Origin of the sequence: uncultured Selenomonas sp. (assembly GCA_905372355.1) — a bacterium.
Lineage (GTDB): Bacteria > Bacillota > Negativicutes > Selenomonadales > Selenomonadaceae > Selenomonas.
Genome location: CAJPOT010000002.1, coordinates 34,855 through 48,060, shown reverse-complemented (window position 1 = coordinate 48,060; position 13,206 = coordinate 34,855). Strand labels below are relative to the sequence as shown.

The 13,206-nt window shown below is 50.7% G+C and carries 16 protein-coding genes; 6 read left to right on the top strand and 10 right to left on the bottom strand.

Annotated elements, in window-relative coordinates:
• Positions 1 to 26 precede the first annotated feature (26 nt).
• Both queD and QZ177_RS01290 read left to right on the top strand, forming a co-directional pair.
• Positions 27 to 404, top strand: a complete 378-nt coding sequence (gene queD / locus QZ177_RS01295; RefSeq protein WP_294175254.1) for a 6-carboxytetrahydropterin synthase QueD — start codon at positions 27 to 29, stop codon at positions 402 to 404.
• Between the two features lie 4 nt (positions 405 to 408).
• The gene (locus QZ177_RS01290) at positions 409 to 1,134 is read left to right on the top strand and encodes a 7-carboxy-7-deazaguanine synthase QueE (protein ID WP_294175253.1); all 726 of its coding nucleotides are present in this window, start codon (positions 409 to 411) and stop codon (positions 1,132 to 1,134) included.
• A 23-nt stretch (positions 1,135 to 1,157) separates the two neighbouring features.
• On the opposite strand, the gene QZ177_RS01285 is transcribed toward QZ177_RS01290, so the two are convergent.
• The 7 genes from QZ177_RS01285 to QZ177_RS01260 form a co-directional block, all read right to left on the bottom strand.
• Positions 1,158 to 1,949: a tRNA 2-thiocytidine biosynthesis TtcA family protein gene (locus tag QZ177_RS01285; RefSeq protein ID WP_294175252.1), complete on the bottom strand. Its 792-nt coding sequence runs from the start codon at positions 1,947 to 1,949 to the stop codon at positions 1,158 to 1,160.
• Positions 1,950 to 2,146: 197 nt separating this feature from the next.
• On the bottom strand, positions 2,147 to 2,299 hold the full coding sequence (locus QZ177_RS10455; RefSeq protein ID WP_366461494.1) for a hypothetical protein: 153 nt from the start codon (positions 2,297 to 2,299) through the stop codon (positions 2,147 to 2,149).
• Entirely contained in the window at positions 2,230 to 2,760 is a 531-nt protein-coding gene (locus QZ177_RS01280) for a hypothetical protein (RefSeq protein ID WP_294175251.1), read from the bottom strand. The genes QZ177_RS10455 and QZ177_RS01280 overlap by 70 nt, the downstream gene beginning before the upstream one ends.
• A gap of 666 nt (positions 2,761 to 3,426) precedes the next feature.
• Positions 3,427 to 3,873, bottom strand: a complete 447-nt coding sequence (locus QZ177_RS01275; RefSeq protein WP_294175250.1) for a hypothetical protein — start codon at positions 3,871 to 3,873, stop codon at positions 3,427 to 3,429.
• Positions 3,874 to 3,958: 85 nt separating this feature from the next.
• Positions 3,959 to 5,269, bottom strand: coding sequence for a hypothetical protein (locus QZ177_RS01270; protein ID WP_294175249.1), 1,311 nt, complete (start codon positions 5,267 to 5,269; stop codon positions 3,959 to 3,961).
• Between the two features lie 48 nt (positions 5,270 to 5,317).
• Positions 5,318 to 5,536, bottom strand: coding sequence for a hypothetical protein (locus QZ177_RS01265; RefSeq protein ID WP_294175248.1), 219 nt, complete (start codon positions 5,534 to 5,536; stop codon positions 5,318 to 5,320).
• The gene (locus tag QZ177_RS01260; protein ID WP_294175247.1) at positions 5,529 to 5,912 is read right to left on the bottom strand and encodes a helix-turn-helix transcriptional regulator; all 384 of its coding nucleotides are present in this window, start codon (positions 5,910 to 5,912) and stop codon (positions 5,529 to 5,531) included. The genes QZ177_RS01265 and QZ177_RS01260 overlap by 8 nt, the downstream gene beginning before the upstream one ends.
• 293 nt (positions 5,913 to 6,205) lie before the next feature.
• Between QZ177_RS01260 and QZ177_RS01255 the strand changes: the two genes are divergently transcribed.
• The 4 genes from QZ177_RS01255 to QZ177_RS01240 all read left to right on the top strand — a co-directional run bounded on the left by QZ177_RS01255 (position 6,206) and on the right by QZ177_RS01240 (position 9,202).
• On the top strand, positions 6,206 to 7,681 hold the full coding sequence (locus QZ177_RS01255; RefSeq protein ID WP_294175246.1) for a hypothetical protein: 1,476 nt from the start codon (positions 6,206 to 6,208) through the stop codon (positions 7,679 to 7,681).
• 342 nt (positions 7,682 to 8,023) lie between these two features.
• Positions 8,024 to 8,149: a hypothetical protein gene (locus tag QZ177_RS01250; RefSeq protein ID WP_294175245.1), complete on the top strand. Its 126-nt coding sequence runs from the start codon at positions 8,024 to 8,026 to the stop codon at positions 8,147 to 8,149.
• A 57-nt stretch (positions 8,150 to 8,206) separates the two neighbouring features.
• Positions 8,207 to 8,650, top strand: a complete 444-nt coding sequence (locus QZ177_RS01245) for a hypothetical protein (protein WP_294175244.1) — start codon at positions 8,207 to 8,209, stop codon at positions 8,648 to 8,650.
• Between the two features lie 234 nt (positions 8,651 to 8,884).
• Entirely contained in the window at positions 8,885 to 9,202 is a 318-nt protein-coding gene (locus QZ177_RS01240; protein WP_294175243.1) for a hypothetical protein, read from the top strand.
• A 275-nt stretch (positions 9,203 to 9,477) separates the two neighbouring features.
• On the opposite strand, the gene QZ177_RS01235 is transcribed toward QZ177_RS01240, so the two are convergent.
• The 3 genes from QZ177_RS01235 to QZ177_RS01225 all read right to left on the bottom strand — a co-directional run bounded on the left by QZ177_RS01235 (position 9,478) and on the right by QZ177_RS01225 (position 13,204).
• Positions 9,478 to 9,858: a universal stress protein gene (locus tag QZ177_RS01235; RefSeq protein WP_006192339.1), complete on the bottom strand. Its 381-nt coding sequence runs from the start codon at positions 9,856 to 9,858 to the stop codon at positions 9,478 to 9,480.
• Between the two features lie 176 nt (positions 9,859 to 10,034).
• Positions 10,035 to 11,153 carry a polysaccharide pyruvyl transferase CsaB gene (gene csaB / locus QZ177_RS01230; protein WP_294175242.1) on the bottom strand — a complete coding sequence of 373 codons (1,119 nt, stop codon included), beginning with the start codon at positions 11,151 to 11,153 and terminating at the stop codon, positions 10,035 to 10,037.
• The gene (locus QZ177_RS01225) at positions 11,150 to 13,204 is read right to left on the bottom strand and encodes a DUF5693 family protein (RefSeq protein WP_294175241.1); all 2,055 of its coding nucleotides are present in this window, start codon (positions 13,202 to 13,204) and stop codon (positions 11,150 to 11,152) included. Before QZ177_RS01225 ends, csaB begins: the two co-directional genes overlap by 4 nt.
• Positions 13,205 to 13,206: the final 2 nt, after the last annotated feature.

Sequence of the window (13,206 nt, the reverse complement as noted above, 5' to 3'; positions counted from 1 at the left end):
AGCCTGTTTTCCAAGGAGCGATTTTTATGTTTGAAATCAAGGTCGAAGAAGAATTTGAAGCTGCACACCGCATCGTGAATTATCCAGGAAAATGTGACCGCCTGCACGGACACAACTGGAAGGTAGAACTGAAGATTTCCGGCAGCAGATTGGATGAATTGGGAATGCTCATAGACTTCAAGGCGGCGAAAGCAATGCTCCAAGAAGTCGTCAATTCACTCGATCACCGCTTCTTGAATGAACTCGCGCCTTTTTCAGAAATCAATCCAACGGCGGAGAATATCGCTCGATATATCTACCAAGAGCTAAAGCAGCGTGAAATATTTTACAACAAATCCGTGCATCTTGCTGCCGTCTGTGTCTGGGAGTCGCCGCGCGCCTGCGTGACATACACCGAGGAATGAACATATGGAAGAGAACATCCTCGAAATATTTTCCTCCATACAGGGAGAAGGAAAGTACATCGGCGCCCGTCAAGTATTTCTGCGCTTTGCGGGCTGCAATATCAAATGCAGCTTCTGTGATACTGCATTTCATCCTGCCGTTTCCTGTCGAGTGGAAGCGATTCCGGGATGCGGTGAGTATGAAGAATTGCCCAATCCATTGTCCGTTCAGGAAGTTGCGGCAAGAATCCGCTCCTTCGTAGTGCCAGTGCGTCATCATTCCATCAGTCTGACAGGAGGGGAGCCGCTTCTTCATGCCGCCTTCATCCGTGCGCTTGCTTCCGAGGTAAATGTGCCGTTCTTCCTCGAAACGAACGGCACGCTCTATGAAGAGATGGCGAGCATTCTCGACATAATTTCCTACATCAGCATGGATATCAAATTGCCTAGCGTCACAGGAAATCCTCTATGGGAAGAGCATCGTCGCTTTCTGCGGCTGCTGCACAATTATGACGCCTATGTAAAGATCGTCGTCGCAGAAAATACGGAAGAAGAGGAGTTTCAAGAGGCGGTGCATCTCGTCGCGCACATCGCACCGCAGATCCTCTTCATAATACAGCCTGCAACACCGTTTGGCGGCGTGCATGCGCCAACGGCAAAAAAACTTCTGCATCTGCAAGCGGAAGCCGCCGAACATCTGGTAAACGTCCGCGTCATCCCGCAAGCTCATCGCATGATGGGGTTGCTCTGACCGCGAGGTTTTTCCACCTGTACTCATTTTTCAGGTACAGGATTTTTCTTGTATGTACGGTACGTTTCCAACATTTCATCTCGCGTCTGTATGCGCGGCCACAATTCTCCGACGGCATTTTCACGCATGGAAGCGGCTAAATGATGGTAAATTTGCGGATCCTTTTTCTCCCATGAAGAAATCAGCTCTTTGACCTCCTGACGCATCGTCGTTCCATCGAGCGGACATGGAGAGGGGATGGGACTGAATCCGTGAACAGCAATCGCATCGCGAATTTCCGATTCACGGAAATAGACGAGCGGACGAATGACTGTGATGCCGGAGCGGTCGAGATACGTCTTGGGCGTAAACGTATGAATCTGCCCCGAATACAAGATTCCCATGAGCAATGTTTCCACCGCATCATCGTTGTGATGCGCATAAGCCACCTTGTTGCATCCATGCTCCTGCGCATAACGATTGATTGCGCCGCGCCGAAAAAATGCGCAGGTAAAACAAGGATTTTTTTCCGGCGTCTCCTCGATGGTGCTAGCTATATTCACCGAAACGGCTTCAAAGGGAATGGAGATCTCCTCGCAAAATGAAGCGATGCGCGCAACAGGAAAATCTTCCGTAAATTGCGGATCGATCGTCAAGGCACAAAGAGAAAATTTCTTCTTCATACGTTTCTGCAGGATGGCTAACGCATACGCAAGAAATATGCTGTCCTTGCCTCCGGAAATCCCAATCAGGATGCGATCGCCGTCTTCGATCAGCTGAAACTCGACGACAGCTCGCATGAGTTTACTGAAATAAAGCTGCGGAATATTGTTCACGGTAAGTGCTCCCATCTTTTCTAAAAGTTTATTTACTTTCGATAAGCATAAAAATCATACGGAATATCCAGTAAAATCACGGGTTTGCAACGGATTTGCCGCTATTTTGCTGCCACTCGTAAAAATGACGGCAAATAACAGACGGGAAAGGACGTCACTCAGAGCAGAAGAGTGACGTCTTTTTTTACAAGACTTGGTCAAGCAGGCTTCTTGTTTTCTGCTTGCGTGCATCGAGCACATGGGAATAAGTCTGCGCCGTTGTGTTTGATAGAGCCGTGACCTAGACGCTTGGAAACAAGTTCCAAGTCCTCGCCCGCCTCAAGCAGAAGGGTGGCGTGCGTGTGGCGCATGGAATGAAAGGCGTAGCCCGCGCCGAAGGTTTCGCCACACCATTGATTGAAATAGCGCGCATGGCATCGGGCGTAAGCATCCGCCCCTGTTTGGTATGACAGATGTTTTTGACGTCATTCAGGAGCTGTTGGAACATCTGCGGACGGATGGAGTGAAGCTTGCGGTCGCCGATGGAAGGGCGAATGTGATTCTCAAAGATGGGGCGATAGGAGCGGACAGTATTCTGGTGCGTGTTGATACCCACATCGTCGGAGAGCCGCTCCGCGAAAAACTCCGCGACCGTCTTCTTCGTTGGTTCGACGTAGCCGCCGTTGACTTCGAGCGAGACAAGAGCACGAGCATAGGCTGCCTCGGCTTCTTGGCGTGTAGCGCCGCCAGGGACTTCCTTACGCTTGCGGGTCTTGCTGCCGATCTCGATGGTGTAATACCACTTGGCGCCGCGTTTTCGGATGTATGCCATTGGATATTTCTTTCCTTTCTGTCATTCGATGTTGTGCTCGTATGATGAGCGGCTTCTATTTGTCGGCAGATCATATCGTGCATGGAATGGTCGAACATTTCAACTGTTACTTTACTTTTCGCGAAAATTTACGCTTTTACTTGACAAATAAAGTCAAGTAAAGTGCCATAAATCGAGTGAAAAGTAAAGCGGCAATACCGTGATATGATAAGGGGGATTGGATTGTCGGATGCCTTTATTTTCCGTTGCCTTTTACGTCTATCCATAGGCTTCTTCTTTGCGATGAAGTATGCTATACTTGATGCGTTGCCTCCCCTAGACATGGCAATGGAAAGGGGGTGCATGGACGAATGGAAAATATCACCACCACATTCCTTATCTCCGTCGCGGCAGAGATAGTCAGCTACTATCTGTGCAAATGGTTTGACGAGAGATTGTGAAGGCAACAAGCCTGAGCGCTAAGCCCTGCTCGCAGTATGGGAATAGAAAAGCCCTCCAAGTCGCTATCTTGGAGGGCTTTTTGCATGTCGGAATGGTATCACCACCACATTCCAGCCACCCTTAGTATAGCATATTCGGTTGTCTATATGCAAGCTAAACCCGTCGGATTCGAGGGGATTAACCGTGTTGGATCGAGGCGGTTAATGTCACCGAAATCGGTGACTTTTAGTTGCTGTAGGCGTTGCGGACAAGCTGGGCATGGTGCGTGCGGGCATAGTCGCGAACGGCGAGGAAGACTTCTTCGCCGAAAGTTTCGGGGACTACGCGGAAAGTATCACAGAACCCTTCGTCGGAATAGATGAGACTCCCATTCTCTCGATAATAGTACGATGCCAGGATGGTACGTGTCTTGTGGCGCAAAGAGATTGTTTGTAATGTTAAAACATACGCTAAATCGCGTAAGCGCCAGTCGTTTGTCTCTTTAGCAAATTCATTTGCTGCGATTTGTGTGTAGACGTTTTTCTCCCAAAATGTGATTCTAGATGTATCTACACTTGGATAGGCAGATTGCGTCAGTTCGTAGTGTATTGCATCTGTATCAAAAAACCATCCTATTCTGTCGTCGGAGTCAACCCATTGCCAAGTTTCAGCAAACGCCGTGCTGGACAGCAAGGGAGAAACAGTGTGCCCAGCAAGAATATCTTTTTCATGTTGTCGACTCCTTTCCTATTCGCTCACTCGTATGCACAAATGTCGACTAGTTAATTCTCTTCGGCATTGTAGACTTATTTCCCGTCCAGCGTTGTGCACGCCTGAACCCTTTTTCTTCTGCACCTTTCACTGTTTCGACATAGCATTCGCCGATCCGAATGTCAATTCTGCAACGGTCATATTGTTGATCGAAGGGCAGATGATAGATTCTTTCCCCCTCTTTCCCGATGTTGCACTTTATCATGGGGTGCGGCTCAAAAGGTCTTATCCGACAATCGATGCCTAGACATGTAGCAAATGATTTTGCTGCTGGAGAATACTCCACTGTGGAGAAGAATACTGGCTGTACATCGAGGGAATCAATGCATGCCATAGATAAAGGATTGAAATCTTCGTCAGTTAATTCTTCGAGGCGCTTCCCAAGAATATTTTCAATCTTATAGGCGATAGTTGTACCGTAAAGTTGGTTGATATGGTTCTCGTGAATCACTTTTCCTTTAAGCGCAGACCAGCACTTGCACTGAACTATATGGATGTGGGAATCTTTGATGCAGATCAAATCTCTTCCAAAATCTTCCAGACCCTTTTTCGCGCCATAATATTCAACCCTAAAGTTCTCCATCTCATAAAGGTAGCCGATATACCTTTCATACTCGCGTCCAATTTCGGCATTTGTCTTGTTTCGTTTCATGTAGCGATCAAGTGCAAGTTGGCTTTTTTCCATATTCGTAAGATATGCATATTCATCTGGAGAGAGCCAGTATCCAGTTTCAGACGAATCAGTATATTGCTGATTGCGTGTTTGCGTTGTGGGCGCAATGGGGGTGTTTTCCCAATCTATAAGCCATGGAAGTAAATTTCTGAGTTGATTTAACTCCCATTTGTAAGCTTTGTTTTCTTCTATGAGTCTTCTTTTTTCTTTACGAATAATGCGTACTTCATCCGCTGACTTGGATGCACGAGGCTTTTTCATCTCTAGCATATCCGCCAACTGCTTATCTTTGGCTGTCTCATAATCTGAAATTACGGTAGCTACAAGAGGGAAATCCATTATTTTAGTTGCAAGGAAAATTTTTACTAGGGATTCTTTTTCTTTGAGCAATTGTTCTTCTGCTGCAACCAAATCCATAGTTTCTTTGATTTGTTTTATCTTCCCCCAATAGTATGTGTCGGCTTTATGTAAGCGCTTGGCATAATAATCGTCAGCACTTCTCTGGATGCGTTGGACATATCCTTCAGCATCGGTGCGCAGTTCATGTATATATTCTTTTAATGAATCGTTTTCTTTTATAGATTGGCTGAATCGGTAGATGAGAAATATCACAAGCGCCCATGAAATCAAACAAAGAAGTGTCATAGTGAGCCGCCTTCCATGAGTTCTTTCATAATAGTCGTATACTGAATTTCAATCGTGCCGTTTTGCTTCGATGTCGTTGGCATCGCCGTCCGCATAGAAATCATTGCATCGAATGTGACGTAATTCGTGAAGATACATCAGGCGGTTCTTTTCCCATGAGTATCGCGCATTGAGAACAACCGTGTTGCTGCAGTCTGCGTTTGCGACGAGGAAGCCCCGCATGTCGGTGGGCAGATTCAGCAGCACGACGTGAACATCGTCATTCATAGTCTCCACGCTCTCTTGCTTTCTGAAACTCGACGAAGCGTCTCACTTCTTCAATGGATTCTTTTTTCAAACCCCGCGTCGCATCGAAAAGAACGCGAATGTCGGGGTTTTCTTTCATCTCGTTGGCGATGGACACGACCTCAGGGTCATGGTAGTAGCCGCTATCCCGCGCCAGTTCTCTCGACGTTCCCAAAAGATAGTCTGTTGAAACCTGTAATGCTCTGGCAATTCTGACTAGTTCATCATCACGAATAGAGCGAGTACCTTTTTCAATACGATTCAAAACACTGACATTCATATTTATGGCGTTCGCAAGCTCCTGTTGCAAAATATCCTTATCTTCACGGGCGTTTCTTATGCGATCCCCCGTTGTCATAATCATCACGCCTTTCTATATCATCAAGTATATTATAGCGTATTTTTCCATTATGGAAAGAATAATTGCTAGAAAAGAAAAATTAAACCTTGACTTTCTGTAACAGCAAGGCAATGCGCATGAGGGATCTCCCTGATGTCAGGGCGCTGAACGACGACCTCAGAGATGGCGAGAAGCGGGCCGATCGAGCACGCATTAAAGCGCATCGCCCGACAATGAAACAGTACAGGTGGAGTCTGCCCAAAAACAGGCCAAAGAAAAAACCGCCAATGAAGGCGGTTTGGAGCTTGCCGATGGATATACAACAGAATCGGGTAGGCCTCTTTCAGAGGCAGATGAGAAAGAATTCATCATCAAGCCGAATGGCAGTCGGAATTTCGGTGAGGTTAAAGACCATTTCGGATGCCGTCATGCAGCAGAGCGGTGAAAAGCTGGAAATCGGCGAAATTCGTCTGCGTGTCGGCAATCGTTCAGAAGGGTTGATTCACGCAAAAGCGCATGAAAAACAAGCGCAAGATGCTGGCTACGATTCTATAGAGAACTTGATTGCAGATGTCGCAGAAAACTATGATCAGATTTACATGAGAGCCCCAGTAGAAGCAGGCCAAAATCCCACATATTCTCTTGTAAAACTTGGAAACAAACGCAAGGGAGTAATGGATCGTGTTGCCCTAATCTATTTCGAGCTGCAAGCGGATGGTGGCGGGAATTATTATATTGTCGTGTCTGCCATGCCCAAGGGAGATAAAACACTCGCAAAGCAAACAAAAAAAGACCGCCTGATTTATAGCAGCCCGGGCTTAGATGCTGCCACCGAGTCCAACGCTGGTGCGGTCTCCGCGTCGGCAAGAAATGTTGGAGCCGATTCTCGCGGGGGTAGCCCTACATCCGATAAATCAAGCGGTCTTGTTACTTCTACTATACCATCAGATGTGAGTGAAAGCAAGCAAAAAAGAGCATCCAATGCGAACGGCGAGGGTGATGGCTCAACCGCTGCTACTGCCACCACGCCTATGCGTACTCGTCGCGATGGAGAGGATGCTCTTTCTTCTGTTTCTAATATACCATCGGAGCAGGAGAAAAGCAAGGAAAAATCTGTACAGGTGAAGTCTGCCCCTTTGACAAAGCAGGAGCAGGAAGCGCTTACGGGCACGAGCGAGGAGGCGAAAGAGGCCTATCGTATCGTCCGTGACAAGCTCGCCAAGAGCAAGAACAAGTCTGTAGTGCGTGCAGCGAAGGTCGGCGCGACGCTCTTCGCCCGTCATGCGGACATCTATGCCAAGGCATACAGCAAGGCGACGGGCACGCCGTATACGGCGCTCGATTATCTGCAGGATAAGTTCGGACTGGATGCGGACGGCAAAGAGGCAGACAGCAGGGCGAACGGCTTCGGGCAGGCGGCGATGAAACGGAGCAATGCAAGGAGTTTAGCGGCATTCAGTCGCCAAATGCGCAATCCAGTCGAAGGAAGCGGAAGTCGCAACAAGCAGTTCCTGCACATGACCACTTCAAGCGGCGCTGTTGTCGATGTTGCACAAGACGACATGCTCCACATGCATAAGCGCCACCCTGAAATAACAGACACGGATTTTTCTGTCATTCAAGAGAATATGGAAAACTTCCTGCGAGTTCATCAGGACAAAACAGAGAAGGGGGATTATGGCGGAGAGACCGTTTTATGCAAAATAAAAACGTCGCGCGGCATCACGGGAGTTTCTTATGAGTTTCTGCCTACAGGACGAATCTTCTTGAAGACGGCGTTTTTTTGATCATGAGAACGGAATAGACAGTTGGATTGCAAAGAACGGGACGAGCAGAGACCTTATGGATTCGGGCATAACAAAAAGAGGCAATGCCGCGTCCATGCTTACAGGTCACCCCAGCCAGACGGATAAAACCGCTGACAGCCCGACGCTTTCGGACATTCAACCTCTTTCGCTTTCTATGCTACAGGAGCGGATCGGCATTGTCAATGGTGCAAGCTTCGACAAGTTCAACCAGCGCATGAACAATATGCGCAAGGGTTCGATTACGCACAGGCAAGCGGCAGGCGCGTCATATCGCTCCTTGAACAGGCGGACGAGTCCACGTTCCTGCACGAGATGGGGCACATGTTCCTCATGGATTTGGAAGACATCGCATCTCTCGACGAGGCAAGTGCCGAAGACCTTGAAACGGTAAGAGACTGGGCGACGTGGCAGGAAGGACCGGCGAAGGAGTACGAGGACACGCCGTAGCAGAAGGAATTTGCCGAACGTGAGAAGGCGATTCTTGCGGCGAAGAAGCGCGACGACGTGATCGAGGTCAGGAAGCTCAGGCGCGAGTGGGAGCAAGAGCGTTGCGCACGTGGCTTCGAACGTTATCTTGAGACGGGCAAAGCTCCGACGAGCGTCTTGAAGCGTATCTTCTTGAAGTTCAAGAAGTTCCTAGAACGTATTTATCAGGCGTTCAAGGGCACGGGCGGCAAGGCTTCGCCTGATGTGGAAGCCGTCATGGGACGCATGATCGCCGAAGAGCAGGGGGACAAAGCGGAAGAAAGCAAGAGGAATCCTGTACCGACACTTGACACGCTCTTCCAAGAAGTCCCTGCACTCAAAAAGGTGGCTCTTGAATATGGCGCGACGGAGAAGGACGGCGAAGTGACATTCGAAAATCCCGAACGCGAGAAGGAGTTCGTGCGAATTGCCGAGGCGCTGCAAGGCGATGTGACGAAGAAGCTGTCGACGGGAAAAATGTAAAGTGTGTATTTCAGCCTGGATCATTACATGGCTACCGTGCGCCTTGACGTTGATGGTCAGAAGCGGACATGGCTTGTGACAAATTTCGAGAAATACGCAAACAAAAAAGACTCCCCGGCAACAGAAGACTTCGCACGCTCTGCTGCCAATCCCGACGGTGCGAGTTCTACCGCCGGAGGGAATCTTTCTCTTGCTTCTACTATATCATCAAAAGAGGCAGAAGGCAAGGGAAGTTTGAAAAATGAAATGCAGGAAGAGAAGTTCTCCGCCCGCCGCCAAGAAGCTCTCGCCAAGGTTTTCAAAGAGGTCGAGCTTGTCGCGCCCGAGAAGCTGACGAAGATACAACAGGGCGTTGCGGATTTCGGCAAGAAGACGGGAATGCCCGTCGTGTTCTTCAAAGGTGCGAAGAACCTGCACGGTTTTCATGCGTCGAACGGCGTGACGTTCCTCAACACGGAGAGCGAGACGTCGCTTCGCTGGACGTTCTGGCACGAGGCGGTGCACAAAGCATACCAAGCTTGTGCACCGCACGATTTTACCGCCATGGAATAAAATACAACCATGAATAACCATAAATAAACATAAACAACGAAATTGAGAAATGTACCGATAACGTAGCATCGTCGCTGGTTCTAAAATACAAACATGAACAAACATAAACAAAATAATTATAAGTTCCGATAAGTATAAATTATCGGAAGTAAACGTACGGTGTAGCAAATCTGCTTTTATACTACTTAGTATTCTAAAACTTCCACCCATCATCGCAGACAAGACAAAAGCAGCCTCCTTTGCGGAGGCTGCTTTTTCTGCTTATTGTCCGCCGTTTACTTTACCACCATGACGGGAACCTTCGACTCTTCGACGACCTTCTGGCTGACGCTGCCGATCAAAGCGCCCTTGAAGAGACCGAGACCGCGGCTGCCCATGATAATCATGTCGCTCTTTTCCGAGTCGGCAATCTTCAGGATCGCTTTCGGCACGTTGCCCGTCTCGACATGCCGCGTCGCCTTCATGTTCTCGGGGATCTTCTCCCAGATGCGGTCGAAGACGAGATGGCTCGGAATATCCTTGTTGATGTTGCTCGCCACATAGACGAAATCGAGACTTGCATTGCACTTCTCCGCAAAGGCGATCGCCTCATCCACGGCCTTGCAGCCGTTGACAGAACCATCGACCGGCACGAGAATTTTGTTGATGCTGCCCATATAAAACACCTCCAAGCGAACTTTTTTCCTCTGTTGTCTACTTCTATATCAAAGCGAAAATTCCTTTTCTCTTTTGGTATTTTTCTGAAAAATTTTCCGATATTTTCTTGCACCGTAAAGAAAGCGTCGCTGGAATGCGTGATGACTCCAACGACAGCTCTCCTCCTGCACTTCGTTCAATTCTTCTTCTCCAAAGAAGGCGCACCTTTTCGCAGGATTCCCACGGCAAGCTCCGCATTTTGAAATGCGCGTCTCCTCAGCTCTTTCAGGAGCGCGGCATTCTTCTCGCAAAGCGTATCGCGCTTCTGCCACTTGCGCCGCACTTCCGCCATGAGTTCATCTGCCGTGATGGTCTCAAGTTTCGCGGCGGGCGTCTCACCGATGGAGTCAAGGAAACGATCGATCTTCGGATCGTACGATACGCCGACGAGCGGCACGCCCATGACGCCAGCAAAAATCAAGGCATGAAGGCGAATCGCGATGAGCAGATCCATATTGCCAACGAGTGAAAGAAGCTCCGCTGTCGAAAACTCGCCGTCGAGAACGATGGCTTCCTGCGTCATCATCGCAGCGATTGTCTCCGCCGTCTTGACATCCTCGGGATACTGCATGGGCAGAAAGACGAGATTCGCACCAAGCTCGACGGCGATGCGGTCGGCCGCCTCAGCAAAGGCTTCTTTGTAGAGCTGCCAGCCTTTCCACTCGCGCACGGATATGCCGACGAGCGGCTTGTCGTCCGTCACGCCGTTCCACTGCAAGACCTGCCATCCCATATCCTTCGCAACGGGATTGATGGCGAGCACCGGATCGGCAGTTTCGACGATTTTAGGGCGATGAATGCCCATGGCCTCCAGCTCTGCCAAAGAGCCGTGATCGCGCACGGTGATGAGGCGCACGCCGTTGCCGATGAGCCGCATCATCGTGCGCGCCCAGAAGCCCTCGATCGGACCAATGCCCTGTGCATAGAGCATGACGGGCCTTCGGGCGAGAAAGGCAAGGACAATGATCGCCATGTAGTAATAGAGACTACGGCGACTCGTGACATTCTGCAGCAGACTGCCGCCGCCCGACACGAGGAGGTCGGAAGCGCGCAAAGCCTTCCATATATCGGAAAACGAGAGCCATGAAACAGCCTCAACACCGTGGCGGCGCTTCGTATCCGGAGGGTTCGCTGAGATCACCGTGATATTCGTTTGCGGGTCCAGTTCGGATAGAACCTCGATCATCGCGGCGAGCATGGCTTCGTCACCGGCGTTTTTCGAGCCGTAATATCCGGATACTACGATGTTGCTCATTCCTTTGAGAAACGCTCCTTTGCCGAAGATAGTATCATTTGCGCGAGGTGCACGAGCACCATGAGAGCTGCGCCGATGCCGCAGCCGAGAACGATGCCGCCGATGCCGCGCACAAAGGACATGTAAACGGGTGTGCGCATATGTGCAAAGGTCTCGACCATCGATCCCTGACCGATCGTCGCTACGAGCACGAGCGCAAAGAGCAGCATTGTCGGCCACTTGCGGCACCACGCGAGGACGGCGAGCATGAAGGCCGGATGGCCGATCATCAGCTCCTTCGAGCGCGGCCGCGCATAAAACGCCTGCTCCAGGATTGCACGGAACTTCAGCTCAAGCCCCGAGACGGGCATGCCCGACGTATGACCGGAACGTGCGACGAATACGACGGCGGCAAGAGCCACGAGCACGAAAATGAGAAGGGATTTGAGTTTCACGGGCATATCGAGAATCTGGCGAAGCTGCGTGAGAGCGCCCTCTCCCTCCGCCATTCTGCCATCGAAGACGTCGTAGCGCGTCAAAAACGCGATGGCGACGAGGACGATGGGTAGGACAAACGTCAGCTTGATGCCGCGGAAGATGTTGAACTCAAGGAAGTACTCGACATCAGCGAGCGCTCCCGACAGATATGCCGCGCCGACATAGGAGAGCGCCCCTGTCACAAAAAGGGCGATGGCAGCCGTTCCGATGATGCGCCAGAGCGGCGCTTTCGCATCGGGCTCCATGCCGCGAATACGGTCGAGCTGCCATATCACGGCGAGAGCCGGAAAGAGGTTCGCGCTCAAAAACGCCGCGAGAATCCGCATCTTCGCGCCGCTGCCCATGAGGATCGGCGCGGCAAAGACGAACGCCAACAGAGCAAAGAGCGCGTAGAGCGTCCTCGGCTGCAGACGGTGCGTGATCAGTGAGAGGTAGAGCACGACAGCAGCCGCCACGCCGAGCATCAGCACGGCACGCAGAGGACGCGGCGCATACCAGTTTTCAAACGTCCCTGCAGGACCAAGCGCGAAACCATGTGATTCTACGGCTTCTGCCGTCGCCTTGATATAGTGCATATTCGTCTCGAAGAGCGTCATGCCGGGCGCAGGTTTCTCGTAGATGCGCAGGAGGTTGATGCGAATGTTGCGCTCCATATCCGTATTCGCCCAACGCTCGACCGCCGTCTCGATCTTGAGCTTCGGCTGCTCGTCCTTCGGGATGGTGTAAAGACGCGCGACATGGTCGTAGCCGACGCCCTTGGAAATCTCGGAAAGTCCGTCCTGCTTGTAGAACTGCAGCTGCGTCGTATCCTCGATGAGTCCGAGGACGAGATTGCGCTCCTTGAAGTGATCGATCGTCGTCTGCAGCGACTTCGGAGCACCGAGCATCTGCGAGCCGGAGAATACGACTTCCGAGATGCGGTAGTCTTCCAGACGGCGGAACACTGCATCGACATCGTCGGGCGTGCAGCCCAGATAATTCGTCGGACGTGCGAGCACGAAGAAGCCGGCGTCATTGACCGCCTGCATCTCGTCCGTCGGCATACCGAGATCCATCTTGAGGAAGGTTTCGTAATTCGCCTTGACGACGAGGATTTCCACGCCGTTGACTGTGACGGCATTCACACGAGCAGCACCCAAGCGGCGCAGCAAGTCCTCCTTGACCTCCTTGTAGGTACGCGCATCATGCCCGACGACACAGACATCAGATCCCTTGATCGTACCGTTCTCGATGAGGGTGCGCCACGCGGGATCGGTCAAGATCCCTGCATGGTAATTGGCTACAAGTTCACTTCCCGCGAGCGCCGTCACCTTTCCATTTGCGTTGAGCTTCTTGAAGGTCGTCTCGTAGACGGCGAGCGACGTGATGCCCGCTTCCTTCGCCGCCTGCAGCACTTCAGGGACAGGTTTTCCCTCCTGCTCGGCAAGCTGCACGAGATCTTCGTAGTCAATGGCGAGATCGACCTGCTTGTTGACCTCCTCCGCACGCCAGCGTGCGACGTCGATGAGGAGCGCCGTGACAAGGCCGACGAAGATGAAGGCGATGAGCACCTTGTTGTATTGAAATTGCTTCATGT

Coding starts and splice junctions, on each gene's coding strand:
- queD (WP_294175254.1), top strand. CDS start 27: ATGTTTGAAATCAAGGTCGAAGAAGAATTTGAAGCTGCACACCGCATC.
- QZ177_RS01290 (WP_294175253.1), top strand. CDS start 409: ATGGAAGAGAACATCCTCGAAATATTTTCCTCCATACAGGGAGAAGGA.
- QZ177_RS10455 (WP_366461494.1), bottom strand. CDS start 2,299: ATGCGCCACACGCACGCCACCCTTCTGCTTGAGGCGGGCGAGGACTTG.
- QZ177_RS01280 (WP_294175251.1), bottom strand. CDS start 2,760: ATGGCATACATCCGAAAACGCGGCGCCAAGTGGTATTACACCATCGAG.
- QZ177_RS01270 (WP_294175249.1), bottom strand. CDS start 5,269: ATGACACTTCTTTGTTTGATTTCATGGGCGCTTGTGATATTTCTCATC.
- QZ177_RS01265 (WP_294175248.1), bottom strand. CDS start 5,536: ATGAATGACGATGTTCACGTCGTGCTGCTGAATCTGCCCACCGACATG.
- QZ177_RS01260 (WP_294175247.1), bottom strand. CDS start 5,912: ATGACAACGGGGGATCGCATAAGAAACGCCCGTGAAGATAAGGATATT.
- QZ177_RS01255 (WP_294175246.1), top strand. CDS start 6,206: ATGGATATACAACAGAATCGGGTAGGCCTCTTTCAGAGGCAGATGAGA.
- QZ177_RS01250 (WP_294175245.1), top strand. CDS start 8,024: ATGTTCCTCATGGATTTGGAAGACATCGCATCTCTCGACGAGGCAAGT.
- QZ177_RS01235 (WP_006192339.1), bottom strand. CDS start 9,858: ATGGGCAGCATCAACAAAATTCTCGTGCCGGTCGATGGTTCTGTCAAC.
- csaB (WP_294175242.1), bottom strand. CDS start 11,153: ATGAGCAACATCGTAGTATCCGGATATTACGGCTCGAAAAACGCCGGT.
- QZ177_RS01225 (WP_294175241.1), bottom strand. CDS start 13,204: ATGAAGCAATTTCAATACAACAAGGTGCTCATCGCCTTCATCTTCGTC.